Here is an 18,031-nt window from a genome sequence, read left to right as displayed (position 1 = left end):
TTACTATTCCTCCAATTTTTTAGTCAATTCAAGTATTTTTCGTGCTGCTCCTTCGTCAGTGATTAACACTGTCGGCGTCGGTGCATTGTTGAAATAAGATAAGATTGCCCTTGCCTTGGAACCTCCACCAGCAACTGCCAAAATTGTTGAAGCTTTTTGTACCTGCTCCAATTGAATCCCCGCTGTGCGGATCCGATAAACAATTTTTCCATCTTTGTCGAAATAATAGCCAAAAGCCTCACTGACTGCTCCGCCAGACCGTATCTTTTCTACTTCTTCCAAAGAAGAGTGCCGGCGTACCGCCATCTCTTCCGCATTGCCTATGCCATGGACCACTACATCCGTCTGATCATACAAGTCCATCATTTCCTTGATCACTGGCTCTTTCATCATCATTGCAAATGCTTCAGCGCTTAAGTGATCAGGCAAATAAAGAGTTTTGAACGAACCGCCTGTTTTTTCCGCAAAAGCGGCGGCAATGGTGTTTGCCTGATGAAGGACATCTTCTCCAAGCCCACCGCGGGCTGCAATAAATTGAAGCGTCCGATCCGGCTTGCCGATGGATAATTCTTTCGAGATGGCTGCCATCGTGCTGCCCCCGGTAACGGCTATTTTCTTACAGCGTCCGAATAATGCTTCCAAAAGCCGGGCAGCTTCTTTGCCAATATGGGATTTTACTGCTGGAATTTCATCACTGTCTTGTGGCAAAATCACCACTTTTGAAATTCCTAATATCGACTGCAGCTGAATTTCCATATCAGTCAGCCCGGACAGTTCACGCACGAAAACTTTCAGCTCTTCCAGTACTTCCAATCCTTGCGAAGTAACCGTCATGCCCGCCGTTTTCATTTCAATCAACTGCTGATTGCGCAGCAGATCGGTTTCTTTCCTAATTTCACGCTCTGTAGCTCCGGCAACTTCACTTAACGTTCGCCTGCCGATCGGTTGTTCCAAATTGATGGTCTGTAAAATCTGGTACCGTTTTTTCAGGAGTTCGGACATTTCTGGCATCAGCTTTTGCTGAGCAGCAGATAAAGCATCCATTTGTTCACTCCATTCCAGTTGGACGTTTTTTGTCCCATTGAATAATTTTGTGTCCCACTAAATTCATTCTACCGAATCTTTCTATCAATTGCAAACAAAAAGAAGCGTTAACTTTCTAACGCTTCCAATAAATCTACATAACCGATATTGCCGTACAGCAAAACCTTATTGTCTTTTTCCAAAACCGGAATCATCAGCATGTATTTTTCATGCAATTCATCATCACTTTCGATATCGATTTCTTTGTACGACAATGGAAAGTCTTCATTTACCAATTGAATCATCAACTTAGCTTCATCACAAAGTGGACAATTGGCGCGCGTATACAGGGTAAACATTGGATTCCTTCTTTCTCTAAAAGGCATTAGCTTATACTTTTAGAAGCCTCGCCCGGCACCGCCGCCTCCAGACATGCCGCCTCCGCCTCCACGGAAACCACCGCCGCCACCAAAACCGCCGCCAAAGCTTCCTGGGCCCATGTAAATTGTTCTGCCGCCTCTGCCCCGACGGCGACCACCGCCTTTGCCGCCGCCACCTCCGGTAATAAGGATGAGAATAGCCGAGACAATCAGAATGGTCATGAACGGAGGAAGTCCTTCCTGCTGCTGTTGGGAAGCAGCTGCCTGCGGTTCTACAGGTTCCCCGTTCCATTGATATTCAGCGGCTACTTCCTGATACAGGACTTCATACAAATTGATGACGCCTTCACTGTAATTGCCCTGGCTCAAATAAGGAATAGCGTATTCATCCAAAATCCGGCCGACTTTCCCATCCGGCAATGCGCCTTCCAGACCGTAACCGATTTCCACATAAATTTCCCGGTCATTCGGTTCATCCAGTGACAGAACTACCAGAATTCCGTTGTTTTCTTCTTCCGAACCGACGCCATAATGGCGGAACGCCTGATTGGCGTAACTTTCAATCGGTTCACCTTCAAGCGTGGGAATTACCAGTACCATGATCTGGGCACTAGTCGCATCTTCCAGACCACGACCTAATTGGCGCAGCTCCTCTTTTTGCTGTTCTGACAAAATACCGACTTCATCCTGAACGTAAATATCATTCGTCAATTCCGGAAAGTCAGCTGCAACACCTTGCCCGCTGACCATCAGCAGCAGGAAGCATAGGAGCGCTATTCTGCGTCTCATTGTTCATCCTCATCTGTTCCAAAATCGACTTCAGGTGCTTCGGATGCATCCGGATCTGCTTCGAAGTATTCTTTTTCATCAAATCCGAAAATACCAGCAATCATATTCCCCGGAAAACTTCTGGCTTTGCGGTTAAATTCTGATACTGTTCCGTTATAATCCTGACGGGCTACGGCGATCCGGTTTTCTGTCCCGGCCAATTCATCCGACAGCTGCTGGAAATTTTCGCTGGAGCGGATCTCCGGATAATTTTCCACTACTACGAGCAAACGGCTCAACGCCCCGCTCAATTCAGCATCCGCTTCCGCCTGTTCACTGACGCCTTCCGCACCGGCCAAGTTTGAACGGGCTTCCGTTACACTGTCAATGACATCCTGTTCCTGGTCAGCGAAGCCTTTCACCGTTTCCACCAGGTTCGGGATCAAATCCAGTCTGCGCTGCAGCTGGTTTTCAATTTGGGCGTAAGACTGGTTGACGTCCTCTTCAAGCTGGACAAATCCGTTGTAGCTTGGCACAAGAATGGCTGCCACAATGGCAATTAATGCAATTACAATAATAATAGGAATCAACAATTTCCTCAAATGCTCCACCTCTTTAACTAGTATGTATTAGTAATCATTTCCCTTACCACACGACTTTTTAAACGTTTCTTTTCGGAATAGGCCTGAAAAGAAGGAGTAGACAGATGCCAGCTGCGCCATTCCTTTAGAAGGCAATTTCTCTAAATTGAAAAATAAGACTCGCCCTCTAATCTATTCAGGCAGAATGAACTGGAAAATCCCTAGCATTTCAAATCATTTCATCTGGCCAACTTTCAACTTATCACATCACCATTAGTTAAAATTTCCGTTTTGCACCGCCGCCCCCACCAGAACCTCCTCCACCTCTGCGGGGTCTGCTGCCTCCAGAGCTTTTTCTGGCACTGCTGCTCCGTGATTGGCTTCTCAACCCGCCACTTCTGGATTTTTTGCCATTGCCTCTTCCTGCACCATCTCCAAATAAGGCCACAACAATCCAAATGCCAATGACGATGGCTATAATAACACGATGAAGCGGCCATTTTTCACGGGGCTCATAAGCAGGAACTTGGGATGCTCCAGTCTGGGGAGCTGCAGCTTCAGCATTTTGGCTATATTCTGCTGTCACTTCATGATAAAGCGCTGTATAGGTATTCCTAATGCCTTGGTCGAATTGATCTTTCTTCAAATACGGCACGGCGTAATCATCCAATATCCGCCCCACCTTAGCATCCGGCAAAACGCCTTCCAGACCGTAGCCCGTAGCGATATAGATTTCACGGTCGCCTGTCGAAACTACCATTAGAACACCGTTATTCTCATCTTCAGAACCAATTTCGTAATGGCGAAGAGCTTCTAAAGCATAACTTTCAATAGCCTCTCCTTCCAGCGAAGGAATGGCCATCACAGCAATCTGGGCAGTCGTCGCATCTTCTAAGTTTTTACCTAAAAGGCGCAATTCTTCTTCAGCTTCATCGGATAGAACACCAGAAATGTCCTGTACATAAATATCCTTGGTTAGTTCGGGGAAATCGATTGCGTTGACAGGAGCAGCCACCAGGAAGATCCCTAATGCACTCAAAAGGATAATTTTTTTCTTCATTTTTCATTATCCATTCCGAATTTGATGGCAAACACTTCAGAAACACCCGGATTTGCTTCAATATACTTTTCTCTATTCAAACCGAATCCACCTCTAATCCATAAAGTTACGCTTAGATTGGAAATCACTAATTTCTTCACCCAGCTTTCCTCTTTTCGATACTATGTAATAATATTTCGTTATAATTATGAATGTAAACTTTTTACATATCTTTCGTAGTATAGCTTATTTAACCGCTTAACAGAAGATTCCATCCATAAGCGAATTTTTGCATCTTTGCATATGGCAACAAAAAAAAGCCCGCATCGCCGATTAAACGGCAAAACGGACTTTCCTGTTTATTGATGCCCTCGGAGGGAATCGAACCCCCATCTCAAGAACCGGAATCTTACGTGTGATCCATTACACTACGAGGGCGTATTCGCTATTAGCGACTTTTCTATTATACAAAACCATTCCGACTTAATCAAGTCCATTTTTTTAATTCGTTAGATTTGACCTTCATTGACCATCATGTGTATGATAATAGTACAGCTGAGAGAACTTTCAGCATTGTTTGCACACCACTTAATCGAGGAGGAACTATTCTATGAACTTAATTCCTACAGTAATCGAACAAACAAGCCGAGGCGAACGTGCTTATGATATTTATTCACGTTTGTTGAAAGACCGTGTTATTATGCTGGGCAGCGGAATTGATGATAATGTTGCGAATTCAATCGTCGCGCAGCTTCTGTTCCTTGAAGCGGAAGATCCGGACAAAGACATTTCCATTTACATCAACAGCCCAGGCGGCAGCATCACAGCCGGTATGGCAATTTACGATACAATGCAGTTTATCCGTCCAGACGTACAGACAATTTGTATCGGTATGGCAGCTTCAATGGGCGCATTCCTATTGGCAGCTGGAACAAAAGGCAAACGCCTTGCATTGCCGAATGCCGAAGTCATGATTCACCAGCCTCTTGGTGGTGCTCAAGGCCAAGCGACTGAAATTGAAATTGCAGCGAAACGCATTCTTCATCTTCGCGAGAAATTGAACCAGATCTTGTCTGAACGCACAGGACAACCAATCGAAGTCATTTCCAAAGATACGGACCGCGATAACTTCATGACAGCAGAACGCGCGCTTGAATATGGCTTGATCGACCAAGTCATCACACGCAGCAAATTGCCTGAAAACCACAAAAAAGATATCTAAAATAAAAACCTCACAGCCCAATGGCTGTGAGGTTTTTATTTGCTCTAATCAGAGGTGATTAAGCTTCCTGCTCGATAATTCCAGAAAGCGACTGAACCGCTTTCTCCTCGTCCAAGCCGTCTGCTGAAATCGTGATGAGTGTGCCTTTGCTGATAGCTAAGCTCATGATTCCCATGATGCTTTTAGCGTTTACTTTTTTATTGTCTTTTTCCAAGTAGATATCCGCTGTGTATCTGTTCGCTTCTTGAACAAATAAAGCAGCCTGTCTTGCTTGAAGACCTGATTTCAATAATACTTTCACCTGTTTTTCAACCATACTTATCCTCCTCTAAAACTTCACTCTCTTATATATGAAAGAACAGCCGGCATTTAGCGGCCGATCATTTCTCCATTTCTCAACGATGCAGCGATTTCATCGATTTTCCGCAGCCGGTGATTGACACCTGACTTACTGACTGTTCCACCAGACACCATTTCACCCAACTCTTTCAAGGTGACGTCTTGATACTCTACCCGAAGTCGGGCAATTTCACGCAATCGTTCAGGCAATTGATCGATTCCAATTGCTTCATCGATAAAACGGATGTTCTCCACTTGACGCAATGCGGCGTCGATGGTTTTGTTCAAGTTTGCCGTTTCGCAATTTACTAAACGGTTCACGCTGTTGCGCATGTCCCGAATGATTCGGACATCTTCAAATTTCAATAAAGCGGAATGCGCGCCAGTGATGCTCAGAAAGTCCGATATTTTCTCCGCTTCTTTCAAGTACGTCACAAACCCTTTTTTCCGTTCGATCATTTTGCTGTTCAAATGGAATTCGTTCATTAGATCAACCAAAGAATCTGCATGGTCTTTATAAAGAGAGTAGATTTCCAAATGGTAGGAGGATGTTTCAGGATTGTTGACAGATCCGCCAGCCAAGAAGGCCCCCCGCAAGTAAGAGCGTTTGCAGCAGTTTTTTTCAATCAATGTTTTAACGATTTGGTGCTGGAATTGAAACCCTTCTGTCAATATCTCCAGGTCTTCCAGGATATGCTTGGCACCTTCCCGAATTCTGCAAATATAGATATTGTTCTTTTTTAAACGCATCTTTTTTCTGACGAGCAATTCGACAGGATACGGCTTGTAGAAACGTTTCAATAAGGTATAGATACGGCGGGCAATTGCCGCATTTTCAGTCTGGATATCCAGGCTTAATTGCCGATTGGAAAACGACAATGTGCCGTTCATCCGGATCATAGCGGAAAGTTCTGCCTTTCCACAACAATCATCCACTTCTATCTGTGTCATTTCTTTTTTTGTTTCCGATGCAAAAGACAAAATTCGTTCCCCCTTTCAAAGCACTAGAAGTAAAGCTGCTTTGAATCTTCACTGGCACGGCCCCCAGCATATTCAAATAACCATTCTGCCACTTTCATCGGCTCATGCCGCACTATTTCCCCAAAGATATTGGCGATGTCTTTTCGGTGGACTTCGAGGCCCATCTCTTTCAGCTTCTCTTCGTCATATTCCACCGGCCATGCTTTTTCTTTTTTGTAGCGTTCGGCAACAACCGGCGGCACTTGGACTTTATCTAGCAGAATCGCATCCAAAAATCTTTCGCCGACATGGTCATAAAGTGCCTGTACGTGGTCAGAGGCTGTATATTCATAGGTTTCGCCCGCTTGTGTCATTAAATTACAGATATAAATCTTCTTCGCTTTTGCCGCAAGAACTGCTTTTTTAATATCTTTCACGAGTAGATTCGGCAAAATACTGGTGTACAAAGAACCCGGTCCGACCACGATTACATCGGCGTTTTCAATGGCCGCTATCGCAGCAGGCAGTGCTTTTACATCACGGGGTTCGATGAACACCCGTTTAATCGGCTGCAAATATGCAGGAATCTTGGATTCGCCTTTGATGATCGTGCCGTCTTCCAACTCTGCATTGAGCGTTACAATTTGATTGGCCGCAGGCAAAACGGTGCCATTGACACTCAATACACGGCTCATTTCATGGACGGCATGAGAAAAATCACCGGTAATATCCGTCAAAGCCGCAAGCATCAAATTACCCAAGGAATGGCCATCCAAATCCAAGGAATGTTTGAAGCGGTACTGGAACATTTCCGCTACCAATGGTTCTGTATCCGATAATGCAGCCAGCACATTTCGGATATCTCCTGGTGGCGGGATGTCCAAGTCATTTCGCAAACGCCCTGAACTTCCCCCGTCATCTGCCACAGTAACGATAGCCGTCAAATCCAGCGGATACAGCTTCAATCCCCGCAAAAGTGTGGAAAGGCCAGTGCCACCGCCTAAAATAACAATGCGTTTCCGGTGTTGGTTGCGTTCCATGCACTCAATCCTTTCTTATTTTGACGTCTCTGTGGGTGATGATGACTTTATTGTTCTCAGCGAGAAGTTTTCCGTAGTACTCAGCCAAGGTCACAGAACGGTGCTGTCCGCCTGTACAGCCAAATGCAATGACCAATTGGGCTTTTCCTTCATTTTTGTATTGCGGAATCATAAACTGCAGAAGATCCGTCAATTTCTCGATTAGCGTCTGTGTTTCCTGCCATTTCAGCACGTAGCTGGAAACCCGTTCATCCAATCCCGACAAAGGATTCAACTCTTCAATATAGTAAGGATTCGGCAAAAAGCGGACATCGAAGACCAGGTCGGCATCGATCGGCATGCCGTGCTTAAACCCGAAAGACATCACATTCACTGTGAACACATTGCTGGTCTTAGAAGAAAAGTCCGCGATGATTTTCTCCTTCAGCTCACGTGGCGACATATTGGATGTATTGTATTTAAACTGCGCTCTTCCCTGAAGATCACTTAACATGTCACGTTCTTTTTTAATGCCGCCCAAAACCAGTCCGCCTGGCGATAACGGGTGAGATCTTCTGGTTTCTTTGTATCGGCTCACCAATGTTTGGTTTTCCGCATCCAGAAACAGAACTGTGATGGAGACATTCGGTTCCTGCGATAAATGGTCGATCGATTCTACAAGGCTGTCAAAAAAGTCGCCGCCTCGTAAATCCATGACTGCTGCCACACGTTTCATCGATTTCCCTGAATCTCTCATCAACTTGATAAAAGTAGGCAAAAGGGCAGGAGGCAAATTATCAATCGTAAAAAAGCCCAAATCTTCAAAACTTTGGATTGCCACAGTTTTTCCTGCTCCTGACATGCCTGTAATGATGATTAACTCTGTTTCTTCTTGGCGGTTATCCATTTTGGTGGTTCACCTCTTCTATTGATGTTTGGATGGTTTCTTTGATTAACTGGAAGTCCGGTGTGTAATGGAATGTCCCATACTGGATTCCTTGCTGGCTGGCCGCAAATTGCAGGTTGGTCCGGTCGCCTTCTGCCATCGGCAAAAACGCCAGATCCTCAACCGGATGCCATTCCAATAAGCCTTCTCGTGTTTCTTCAAACACTTTTCCGGTCAGTCCACGGGCTGCAAATGTGAAGAGCATCCACTCGTCCACATTTTGTCCATTTTCCTGGATCATCATCGTGTATATGCCTTTTAAATGAGTTCCAACCGGAGTCGCATTCGTTTCTTCTTTAAACTCTCGAACGGCCGCCTCGAAAATCGACTCACCGGGCTCCATCTTTCCGCCAGGTGCCACATACCAGTCACGGCGCGGTTTCTTCAATAATAATACTTGTCCATTTTGGATAACTAATAAATTCGCGATTCGCTGCACATTCGACACTCCGCATCTATTGTAAACTTACTTCATTATACATGTATCCTGGTGTGTCATGCAAAAGAATGCAAAAAAAGAGGCCGTTTACCGGGTTGCCCGGAAAACGGCCTATCCAAATTCTTTATAAAAAGGGGGTCAATTTACTTTCTTAACTATACCTCTTATACATGACAAAGCTGTTACAAACAGATTAAGAAAAAATTAAGCTTGAGTTTTCATTGCCATTTTCTCGATAAGCTCTTCAATATAATGTTGAGCTGCCTGTGCTGCAATACTGCCATCACCAGTTGCTGTAACTACTTGGCGCAAAGTTTTTTCACGAACATCTCCGGCTGCAAAGATTCCTGGAACTTTGGTTTCCATCTTCTCATTGGTCACCACATATCCTTCATCATTTAAAATCCCCAGTTCAGTAAATGGCTTTGTTAAAGGCAACATGCCGATGTAGATGAAGACGCCGTCTGCTTTAAATTCTTTTTCAGTCCCATCATCCGTCGATACCAATGTCACGCCTCCAACTTTGCCGTTTCCATCATCGTGGATTTCTTTGACCGTGTTGCTCCAGATAAAGTCGATCTTGTCATTGGCGAATGCACGGTCTTGAAGGATTTTTTGGGCACGAAGTTCGTCGCGTCTGTGGACGATGGTTACTTTATCCGCAAAACGAGTCAAATAAACGCCTTCCTCGACTGCTGAATCTCCGCCGCCGACAACCACTAATTCCTTTTGTTTAAAGAAAGCTCCATCACAAACCGCGCAATAGCTCACGCCGCGGCCGCCAAGTTCAGTTTCTCCTGGAATGCCCATTTTCTTGTACTCGGCTCCTGTTGTTACGATAATCGCACGTGTTTTGTACTCTTTTGATCCAGCTTTGATGGTTTTGTATTCCTCGCCGTCAATAATTTCGGTAACATCACCATAAGCGTATTCAGCACCGAATTTCTTCGCGTGTTCAAACATTTTTGTAGATAAATCCGGTCCAAGGATATGGTCAAACCCTGGATAGTTTTCAATTTCTTCCGTATTGGCCATTTGGCCACCTGGAATGCCGCGTTCAAGCATCAATGTCGATAGATTCGCACGGGAAGTGTAAACAGCGGCAGTCATGCCTGCTGGTCCTGCTCCAATAATAATTACATCATAGATTGTATTCGTTTCAGTCATAACAATAGACCTCCTATTTCTCAGTAGCTAAATCGTATAAGATTCTGGGAAAACCTTCAACTTTTATGCCTATGCTCCTATTCCGGGAGGTAAGCAATGAGTTCTTTCATGTATTTCGTCAATGTAGCGACCGAAACACTGAACTGGTCAGCCACTTCTTTTTTTGTCAGCTTTTCATTTTTGGATGAACTGACCATATAGTCAACAGCTGCCGCCAATGCTGCCGGATTCTTAAACGCATAGTTGCGCAGGAATGCTTTTTCAACTAACAAGAACCACATTTGAAAAAGGTCTTCCTGCTGCTTCGTGACCATTTCTTGCTTTGCGTAGAGGAGCTCTGCAGTTTCCATTGCACGCATGAATGCCCGTTCTTCCGGAACAGACTCTTTGAATGGATGGCCAAGCGCATATCCGAGCACAAACGTTTCCAATGCCGATGGCTGAGTGGATTCCAGCCAATTTGGATGTGAAATAATTTCCTGTTTATGGGACGATTTGCCGAGCAGGAACAAACCTAAGAGCCGCTCACTTTTTTTGGCATGATCCAACTTCTTCGTCAAGTAATCACGGTCATGCTCCAGTGCATCTGCATGCGGCATCGCGGCATGCTCATTCCATGGCTCGTAGCCATCTTTGCCTGGATCCATTTTCTTCAATTGCTCCCACGCTTGGCGGGATGCTTCTTCATGCCCCGAATGGTATGCGGCATGCGATAACCAGAAATAGAAAGCAGGGTCTCCGTCAAAGCCGCGTTTCTGCAAGCTTTTCAGCCAACGATAAGCTTCCTTGTATTTGCCGACCAGTGCAAACGTCGCTCCCAGTTTGTAGCGATGCTCGAATACGTAAGGCTGGATTTTCTTCAACAGCTCAAGGACATCATCCAACTCCGCATTTTTTTCGTAGTAGTGGAAGACTGCCAAGTTACAGAGGGCGTGGAGATTCCCTGTGTTTCTGCGCAGTACATCATGGAGCAGCGCTTTCGCCATTTCGGCTTCCCCGATATAAAAGTAAGCCAAAGCAAGGTTGTTATAGGCGCCCCAAAAGTCAGCCTTTTCCTCAACCAGCTTTTCCAACAGCTCAATGGCTCCGGTAAAATCGCCTTGCTCCATCATCCGGCGGGCTTTTTCCTGACGGTAATAATATTCGCTGTCCTGCGCTTCCCCGTCATCGTCAAACAACTGCCAGTCTTCCTGTTCTGCGAAATCCACAATTTCCATGGCTTCGGCTGTATATTTCCCTTGCGTCTCATAGACCAGGTATTTTTTGGCGTATTTTCGCGCATCCCAAAACAAGCCCATATGCGCATGGACTTCTGCAAGAAAGAATAGGATTTCAGGTTCTTTCGGATCCAGTTCATGGGCAGCATGCAGCATATCCATAGCCTGTTCAAACTCCTGCATTTCCATCAGCACAATACCGTATTGCGACAAGATGAGCGGATCTTTCGGGCTCAGCTCTGAAGCACGGCGCAAATATTTATGGGCTTTTGGATAATTTTCACGCTGAAGCTCTTTCAACCCTTTTTTGTAGTAGAATTCTCCTGTCGGTATAAAAGACAGCACGTTTTTATAGTTTGTTTTTTTATTCTCCAAAATATGCCTCCGAAAAAGTAAAAGGAACGATCAGAATCGTCCCTATACTCAAATGTGCTGTAATTATAGCATATTTCCGTGTTATTTACTTGTCGTTTTTACAGCGTGGCGCTCTTTTAGTACGTCAACCACCTGGCTGATTCCCACTTTTTGCTCTTGCAGCAGAACCAACACATGATAGAACAAATCAGCGGTTTCCATCGACAGCTCCTGTGCATCACGATTCTTGGCTGCAATGATTACTTCAGCCGCTTCTTCGCCCACTTTTTTACAGATTTTGTCTACCCCTTCTTCAAACAGATAGGTGGTATAGGCGCCTTCAGGCATTTCTTCTTCACGCGTTTTAATTAACGATGTCAATTGGGCGAAAATATCCCCTGGAGATTCATTGCGTTCTCCGTGGATTGTTTCAAAGAAACAGCTGTCTTTGCCTGTATGGCAAGCAGGACCATTTGGAATCACTTCATAGATCAGTGAATCGCCGTCACAGTCCAAACGCACCGCTGTCACTTGTTGTGTGTTTCCGCTGGTTGCGCCTTTGTTCCATAATTCCTTGCGGCTTCTTGAATAAAGCCACGTTTCATTGGTATCCATGGTTTTTTGGACTGCTTCTTCATTGGCATATGCCAAAGTCAGTACTTCTTTTGTTTCTGCGTTCTGGATAATAACGGGAATCAGCCCGTCTTGGTCATATTGAATCGTTGTCATCGGACATTCACTCCCTCTTTCCGTAGATATTCTTTGACTTCAGCCACGCTGGTTTCTTTGTAATGGAAAATGGATGCAGCCAATGCGGCATCGGCATCCACCGCTTTAAATACTTCGCTGAAATGCTCTTTATTTCCTGCACCGCCGCTCGCAATAACCGGCACTTCGACCGCTTCGCGCACAGCCTGCGTCAATTCCAGGTCAAAACCGTCTTTCGATCCGTCTTTGTCCATGCTCGTCAACAGCAGTTCGCCGGCTCCGAGTTCCACGCTCTTTTTTGCCCATTCAATGGCATTCCATTCGGTTTTATTGCGGCCGCCATGTGTATAGACGTCCCAGCTGTCGCCGTTTTTCTTGGCATCAATGGCGACGACGATGCACTGGGAACCGAAGAAATCAGCACCTTCTTTGATTAACTCCGGACGGTCCAAAGCCGCTGTGTTCAAGGATACTTTGTCAGCACCTGCACGCAGCATACGTTTCATGTCCTCAAGGCTGCGGATGCCGCCGCCTACCGTAAACGGAATGGAAAGCTCGGTCGCAACAATTTTGACTACTTCCACCATAGTTTCTTTCCCCTCATGAGAAGCAGAGATATCAAGAAACACCAGTTCGTCCGCTCCTTGCTTATCGTAGAAACGTGCCAGTTCAACAGGATCTCCTGCGTCACGCAATGAAACGAAGCTGACGCCTTTGACGACGCGCCCTTCTTTGACATCCAGGCACGGAATAATGCGTTTTGTCAGCATGACAAAGCCTCCTCCAATGTAAAACGGTTTTCATATAAGGCTTTTCCGATAATCACACCTGCGATGTTGCTGTCACTAGATGCTTGCTTGACGTTGCGGATATCTTCCAGTGAACCGATGCCGCCGGAGACAATCACTTGTGCGTCTTCAGCTTCAACCAACGCTTGATTGGCTTTGATATTCGGTCCGGCCAGCGTGCCGTCTGTTGCAATATCCGTGTAGATGAAATGCTTAGCGCCTTTTGAAGCGAAATAATTCGCCACTTCCGTCGCAGCCTGTCCGGATGTTTCAATCCATCCTTCTGTAGCAGCCATGCCATTTTTAGCATCAATGCCGATGACGATGCGGTCAGCACCGAACTCCTCGATGAACGACACTGCAAGTTCCGGGTTGCGGATGGCAAGGCTTCCGATAATGACACGCGCTACCCCATTCGATAAATAATGCTGGATGTCTTCACGTGTCCGGATACCTCCGCCCACCTGCACTTTAGCTCCCAGTTTGGCTGCTTCGATCACGACTTGGTCGTTGATCCGGACGCCGTCTTTGGCTCCGTCCAAATCGACCATATGTATCCACTGTGCGCCTGCTTCTACGAATTTTTTCGCCATATCCACAGGCGAATCGCCGTAGATGGTTTCCTGGGCATAATCCCCCTGGAAAAGACGTACACATTTGCCATCCCGCAAATCGATTGCAGGATAGATTTGAAAGTTAGTCATTTAGGTTCCTCCTGACATTTGCGATCCACTGTTCCAATAAATAATGGCCGAAGTCGCCGGATTTTTCCGGATGAAACTGCATGCCTGTAATCAACCCATTGCCGACCACTCCCGGCACGTCATGGTTCCCGTAACTTGCAGTTGCCCAAATTTCCTGTTCATCTGTATTGACCGCCAAAAAAGAATGGACAAAATAGACATGGGTATCGCTCAAGACTTCATCCAGCCAATAAGGTACACGTGAAAATTCGAGGCGGTTCCAGCCCATATGCGGAATCCGGTAGGTGCCTTTTTCAAAACGGCGGATTTGTCCCGTCAGCAAGCCCAGTCCTTTGGTCGGTTTTACTTCAGAACTGTCTTCATATAATAATTGCATGCCGAGGCAGATTCCAAGTAGCGGAATGTTTTTCTCCGGCAGCGATTGGATGAAGGCTGAAAGGCCTTTTTGGTTCAGAAGCTCCATTGCATCCGGAAATGCACCGACTCCCGGCAGCAGAATCCCTTCCGCTTCCAGCAGTACAGCCGGATCATCCGAAACGATCACCGTGCAATCCAGTTTTTTCAAAGCCTGTTCGACGCTGAACAAATTGCCCATGCCGTAATCGATGATGCCGATGATCATGTCAACAGCCCCTTTGTGGACGGAACTCCTTTGACACGCGGGTCAATGCTTGTCGCTTCATCCAGTGCCCGTGCCAATGCCTTGAACACTGCTTCGATGATGTGGTGTGTATTTTTTCCGTAGTGGACGATGACATGGACATTCATACGTGATTCCAGCGCGAATTTCCACAGGAATTCCTGCACCAGCTCCGTATCGAATGTCCCCACTTTTTCATTTGGAAGTTCGCAGCGGAACTCCAGATGCGGCCGGTTGGAACAGTCGATGACCACTTGTGCCAGCGCGTCATCCATCGGCACAAATGCATTGCCGTAACGGCGGATGCCTTTTTTATCGCCAAGAGCTTCTTTAACAGCCTGGCCAAGCACGATGCCGATGTCTTCTGTTGTGTGGTGATCATCGATATGGGTGTCCCCATCCGCTTTAATATCGCCATTGAACAAGCCGTGCTTGATGAACAGGTCCAGCATATGGTCCATGAATGGAACGCCTGTATCGATGGTTGATTTGCCTTCTCCATCCAATGAAAAGTTGATGGCTACTTTGGTTTCATTGGTATTGCGTTTGATTTCAGCTTGTCTCATTGTTCATTCCCCTTTTCCCACGACCGCGATTCGACTGCACGCGCATGGCCTTCCAATCCTTCAAGGCGCGCCAGACGGGCGATTTTATCTTTATTTGTTTGCCAAGCTTGCTCGCTGTAGCGGACAATGCTGGTTCGTTTAATAAAATCATAAACAGATAATGCGCTCGAGAAACGAGCCGTGCTGTTGGTCGGCAATACATGGTTGGTTCCCGCAAAATAATCGCCGATCGGCTCGGATGAATAGCGTCCGATAAAAATGGCACCGGCGTGGTGGATTTTGTCTGCCACCGCTTCTGCATCCTCCGTCATGATTTCCAAGTGTTCAGGAGCCAATTGATTCGCAGCTGCAACCAGCTCTTCCATCGTCTCTCCCAGGTAAATCATGCCATGATCTGCAATCGCAGGGCTGGCGATGGCTTCACGTGGCAAAAGAGCCAGTTGCCGGTCCACTTCTTTGGAAACCGCATCGGCTAAGCTTTCGCTTATCGTCAACAGTACCGCACTGGCCATCGGATCGTGTTCTGCCTGTGACAATAGATCTGCTGCGACTTCATCGGCATAAGCCGTGTCGTCAGCGATTACAGCAATTTCACTCGGCCCTGCAATCATATCGATGGCGACATCGCCGTTGACTTCCCGTTTCGCCAACGCGACAAAGATATTGCCGGGACCGGTAATTTTATCGACCGGAGCAATGGACTGTGTGCCGTAAGCCAGTGCCGCAATGGCTTGGGCACCGCCTGACTTATAGACTTCCGAAATGCCCAGGATATGGGCCGCTGCCAACACTCCGTCGGACAAGGTGCCGTCTTTGCCTGGAGGCGAAATCAAAACGATGCGGGAAACGCCCGCTACCTGTGCAGGAATGACGTTCATCAACACGGATGAAGGATAAGCAGCAGTTCCGCCTGGTACATAAAGCCCCGCAGATTCGATGGCGGTGACACGCTGGGCAACATACGAACCGTCCTCGTTGTCCAGCCTGTATCCCTGCTGTTGCTGGCTTTCATGGTATTTGCGGATATTCGTCGCTGCTTCCGTCAGATCCTCCAGCAGTTGGCGGTCAAAACGCGCGACTGCTTGTTCAATTTCTACTTCTGTTACACGCAAGGATGATAGGTTAGCACCGTCCCATTTTTCAGCGTAACGGAACATCGCCTGATCACCATTTTCCCGAACGTCCTGGATAATATCTTTTACCGCCGCAACCTGCTGGCCGGTTCCTTCTGCAATTGTTCTTCTGATGGAAATTCCTGCTGACAAACGAGTTATTTTCATAAGCTTGCCTGCTTTCTCAAGTTCTCCACAAGTTCGGTAATGCGCTTCTGCTTCAAACGGTAACTGACCGGATTGGCAATTAAACGCGATGTGATGTCGACGATTTTCTCGTATTCTACCAACCCGTTTTCCTTCAAGGTTTTGCCGGTCGAGACGATATCCACAATGCGGTCTGCCAAGCCGATCATCGGCGCCAATTCAATCGAACCGTTCAATTCGATGATTTCGACTTGTTCGCCTTTTCCTCTATAATATTGTGAAGCCACTTTCGGATATTTGGTCGCTACCCGCGGCGTCACTTCATTCATCGGTGTATCGGGCATACCGGCAGTCGCGATATAGCAACGGCTGATGCCAAGATCCAATAATTCATAGACATCCCGGTCATGCTCGAGCATGACGTCTTTCCCGGCAATGCCGATATCCGCGACTCCGTGTTCCACATAGGCAGGAACGTCCATCGGCTTGGAAAGGATAAAGCGGATGTTCTCATTTGGCGCTTCAACAATCAATTTCCGCGAATCGTCGAGTTCTTTCGGCAAATCATAGCCTGCCTTCACCAATAATTCGTATGCTTCTTCAAATATACGGCCTTTAGGCATTGCAATCGTTAATGCATCCATCAATTGGCACCTTCCATTCGTAGGACATCACTGAACAAAGCGCTGAATTCATCTATAGCCAGAACTGCTGGCGCGAATTGCAGCGTAACCCGTACGCCTTCGCCGCGAAGCTTCTGCGCTTTGTCAAACGCCCGTTCTTCATTGGGTTCATCAAAAAGAATCAAGGTATGGTTTTCCTGTTCGGCATCGGCAGAAATGATTTCCAACAGGCGGTCGACACGCAGTCCAAAACCGGTTGCGCCGACCTGAAGCCCGAATTGCTTCATCAAGCCGTCATAGCGTCCTCCGTTGCCGAGCGGAAATCCGCTGCCTGCTCCATATACTTCAAACACCAAACCGGTGTAATAGGTCATGTGGCTGTTAAACGATAAGTCATATGTAACCGCATCGGCCAAACCGCTGCGCTCCAATATGTTCTTCAACTTTTTCATGTCTTCGAATAACGAAGTCTGCTTGGTATTGGCCGGATCGATCCATTGCTGCCATTCTTCGACAGTTGACGTTGACATCAAGCCGACAAACGATTCCAGTCTGGAAGGCTCGATCGGCAACTGCTTGGCCAAACTTTCAAAACCGACGCTGTTCTTGGAAACGAAAGCGCTATGCACTTTCTCAATTTGTTCCTGATCCAAACCAAAATCTTCAAGGATCAGCTGCAGCAATTGTGTATGGCCAATAACAAAACGGCTGGATTTAATATCCAGGTTCTTTAGGACGTTCCACGCGAGAATGATCACCTCAGCATCCGCATACAAGGAATCATCGCCGATCAGTTCTACGCCCATTTGTTCAAATTCTGCGGGGCGTCCGCCTTCACGCTTCTGGGCACGGAAGACGTTTGAATAATAGCCAAGCCGCACCGGCATTTTTTCTTTCAATAATTTTGAAGCGGCAACCCGTGCAATCGGTGACGTCATGTCCGGACGCAAAACCAAAGTTTCACCTTGGCTGTCCAATAATTTGAATAAGGCATTATCTGCAATGGCAGAAATTTTGCCTATGGTTTCATAGTATTCAAGTGTTGGTGTTTGCAACAGGTCATAGCCTGCTTGCTGGATAATGGCGGTTCCATTCGAACGGAGCTCCGCTTTCTTTTTAGCGATGAATGGAAAATCGTCTCTCATGCCTAATGGTTTTTCAAACATTTGTATAGTCATTCATAAAACTCCCTAATATTGGTTATTTTACTTTAGTTCGCTAATGTGGTGAAGTAATATTATTTTAGCGCATTTTTCCATCCATCGTCAAGGGATAACCTCGAAAAAAAT

Annotated in this window: 22 protein-coding genes and 1 tRNA gene; 1 reads left to right on the top strand and 22 read right to left on the bottom strand. The window is 46.4% G+C overall.

Going from position 1 to position 18,031, the window contains the following annotated elements:
• Positions 1–3: 3 nt before the first annotated feature.
• From QMA01_RS15945 to QMA01_RS15915, 7 genes are all read right to left on the bottom strand, one after another.
• Entirely contained in the window at positions 4–1,044 is a 1,041-nt protein-coding gene (locus QMA01_RS15945; protein WP_191716547.1) for a sugar-binding transcriptional regulator, read from the bottom strand.
• Positions 1,045–1,151: 107 nt separating this feature from the next.
• Positions 1,152–1,382 carry a glutaredoxin family protein gene (locus tag QMA01_RS15940; protein ID WP_191716548.1) on the bottom strand — a complete coding sequence of 77 codons (231 nt, stop codon included), beginning with the start codon at positions 1,380–1,382 and terminating at the stop codon, positions 1,152–1,154.
• A gap of 39 nt (positions 1,383–1,421) precedes the next feature.
• Complete coding sequence (locus tag QMA01_RS15935) at positions 1,422–2,192, bottom strand: TPM domain-containing protein (protein ID WP_290215475.1); 771 nt, start codon at positions 2,190–2,192, stop codon at positions 1,422–1,424.
• A complete protein-coding gene (locus QMA01_RS15930) occupies positions 2,189–2,773 on the bottom strand; it encodes a LemA family protein (protein ID WP_290215474.1) in 585 nt (194 codons plus the stop codon). The genes QMA01_RS15935 and QMA01_RS15930 overlap by 4 nt, the downstream gene beginning before the upstream one ends.
• A 256-nt stretch (positions 2,774–3,029) precedes the next feature.
• Positions 3,030–3,812: a TPM domain-containing protein gene (locus QMA01_RS15925; protein WP_290215473.1), complete on the bottom strand. Its 783-nt coding sequence runs from the start codon at positions 3,810–3,812 to the stop codon at positions 3,030–3,032.
• Complete coding sequence (locus QMA01_RS15920) at positions 3,809–3,952, bottom strand: hypothetical protein (protein WP_191716552.1); 144 nt, start codon at positions 3,950–3,952, stop codon at positions 3,809–3,811. The genes QMA01_RS15925 and QMA01_RS15920 overlap by 4 nt, the downstream gene beginning before the upstream one ends.
• A gap of 205 nt (positions 3,953–4,157) precedes the next feature.
• A tRNA-Arg gene (locus QMA01_RS15915) sits at positions 4,158–4,229 on the bottom strand.
• 172 nt (positions 4,230–4,401) lie between these two features.
• Between QMA01_RS15915 and clpP the strand changes: the two genes are divergently transcribed.
• The gene (gene clpP / locus QMA01_RS15910) at positions 4,402–5,013 is read left to right on the top strand and encodes an ATP-dependent Clp endopeptidase proteolytic subunit ClpP (RefSeq protein ID WP_191716553.1); all 612 of its coding nucleotides are present in this window, start codon (positions 4,402–4,404) and stop codon (positions 5,011–5,013) included.
• A gap of 58 nt (positions 5,014–5,071) precedes the next feature.
• On the opposite strand, the gene QMA01_RS15905 is transcribed toward clpP, so the two are convergent.
• From QMA01_RS15905 to hisZ, 15 genes are all read right to left on the bottom strand, one after another.
• Entirely contained in the window at positions 5,072–5,329 is a 258-nt protein-coding gene (locus tag QMA01_RS15905) for an HPr family phosphocarrier protein (RefSeq protein ID WP_191716554.1), read from the bottom strand.
• A 53-nt stretch (positions 5,330–5,382) separates the two neighbouring features.
• The gene (gene whiA, locus QMA01_RS15900) at positions 5,383–6,333 is read right to left on the bottom strand and encodes a DNA-binding protein WhiA (RefSeq protein ID WP_191716555.1); all 951 of its coding nucleotides are present in this window, start codon (positions 6,331–6,333) and stop codon (positions 5,383–5,385) included.
• A 23-nt stretch (positions 6,334–6,356) separates the two neighbouring features.
• Positions 6,357–7,352, bottom strand: coding sequence for a gluconeogenesis factor YvcK family protein (locus tag QMA01_RS15895; protein ID WP_191716556.1), 996 nt, complete (start codon positions 7,350–7,352; stop codon positions 6,357–6,359).
• Between the two features lie 4 nt (positions 7,353–7,356).
• Positions 7,357–8,238: an RNase adapter RapZ gene (rapZ, locus tag QMA01_RS15890; RefSeq protein ID WP_191716557.1), complete on the bottom strand. Its 882-nt coding sequence runs from the start codon at positions 8,236–8,238 to the stop codon at positions 7,357–7,359.
• Complete coding sequence (locus QMA01_RS15885) at positions 8,231–8,716, bottom strand: NUDIX domain-containing protein (RefSeq protein WP_191716558.1); 486 nt, start codon at positions 8,714–8,716, stop codon at positions 8,231–8,233. The genes rapZ and QMA01_RS15885 overlap by 8 nt, the downstream gene beginning before the upstream one ends.
• Positions 8,717–8,920: 204 nt before the next feature.
• Positions 8,921–9,883, bottom strand: coding sequence for a thioredoxin-disulfide reductase (gene trxB / locus QMA01_RS15880; RefSeq protein ID WP_203340990.1), 963 nt, complete (start codon positions 9,881–9,883; stop codon positions 8,921–8,923).
• A 77-nt stretch (positions 9,884–9,960) separates the two neighbouring features.
• Positions 9,961–11,475 (bottom strand): tetratricopeptide repeat protein, encoded by a 1,515-nt coding sequence (locus QMA01_RS15875; RefSeq protein WP_290215472.1) that lies wholly within the window; start codon positions 11,473–11,475, stop codon positions 9,961–9,963.
• Between the two features lie 81 nt (positions 11,476–11,556).
• The gene (gene hisIE, locus QMA01_RS15870) at positions 11,557–12,183 is read right to left on the bottom strand and encodes a bifunctional phosphoribosyl-AMP cyclohydrolase/phosphoribosyl-ATP diphosphatase HisIE (RefSeq protein WP_290215471.1); all 627 of its coding nucleotides are present in this window, start codon (positions 12,181–12,183) and stop codon (positions 11,557–11,559) included.
• Positions 12,180–12,932 (bottom strand): imidazole glycerol phosphate synthase subunit HisF, encoded by a 753-nt coding sequence (gene hisF, locus QMA01_RS15865; RefSeq protein ID WP_203340988.1) that lies wholly within the window; start codon positions 12,930–12,932, stop codon positions 12,180–12,182. The genes hisIE and hisF overlap by 4 nt, the downstream gene beginning before the upstream one ends.
• Positions 12,926–13,654: a 1-(5-phosphoribosyl)-5-[(5-phosphoribosylamino)methylideneamino]imidazole-4-carboxamide isomerase gene (gene hisA / locus QMA01_RS15860; protein WP_290186615.1), complete on the bottom strand. Its 729-nt coding sequence runs from the start codon at positions 13,652–13,654 to the stop codon at positions 12,926–12,928. Before hisA ends, hisF begins: the two co-directional genes overlap by 7 nt.
• Complete coding sequence (gene hisH, locus QMA01_RS15855; protein WP_191716564.1) at positions 13,647–14,276, bottom strand: imidazole glycerol phosphate synthase subunit HisH; 630 nt, start codon at positions 14,274–14,276, stop codon at positions 13,647–13,649. The genes hisA and hisH overlap by 8 nt, the downstream gene beginning before the upstream one ends.
• Positions 14,273–14,860 carry an imidazoleglycerol-phosphate dehydratase HisB gene (gene hisB, locus QMA01_RS15850; protein WP_191716565.1) on the bottom strand — a complete coding sequence of 196 codons (588 nt, stop codon included), beginning with the start codon at positions 14,858–14,860 and terminating at the stop codon, positions 14,273–14,275. The genes hisH and hisB overlap by 4 nt, the downstream gene beginning before the upstream one ends.
• Complete coding sequence (gene hisD, locus QMA01_RS15845; RefSeq protein WP_290215470.1) at positions 14,857–16,140, bottom strand: histidinol dehydrogenase; 1,284 nt, start codon at positions 16,138–16,140, stop codon at positions 14,857–14,859. The genes hisB and hisD overlap by 4 nt, the downstream gene beginning before the upstream one ends.
• Entirely contained in the window at positions 16,137–16,763 is a 627-nt protein-coding gene (gene hisG / locus QMA01_RS15840) for an ATP phosphoribosyltransferase (protein ID WP_191716567.1), read from the bottom strand. Before hisG ends, hisD begins: the two co-directional genes overlap by 4 nt.
• Positions 16,763–17,920, bottom strand: coding sequence for an ATP phosphoribosyltransferase regulatory subunit (gene hisZ, locus QMA01_RS15835; RefSeq protein WP_290215469.1), 1,158 nt, complete (start codon positions 17,918–17,920; stop codon positions 16,763–16,765). Before hisZ ends, hisG begins: the two co-directional genes overlap by 1 nt.
• Between the last annotated feature and the right edge of the window lie 111 nt (positions 17,921–18,031).

It is taken from the genome of Planococcus notacanthi (genome assembly GCF_030407825.1).
In the GTDB taxonomy this organism is placed as follows: domain Bacteria; phylum Bacillota; class Bacilli; order Bacillales_A; family Planococcaceae; genus Planococcus; species Planococcus notacanthi.
Note: the sequence above shows the minus strand (reverse complement) of the source record. Positions and strands in the feature narration are given on the sequence as shown.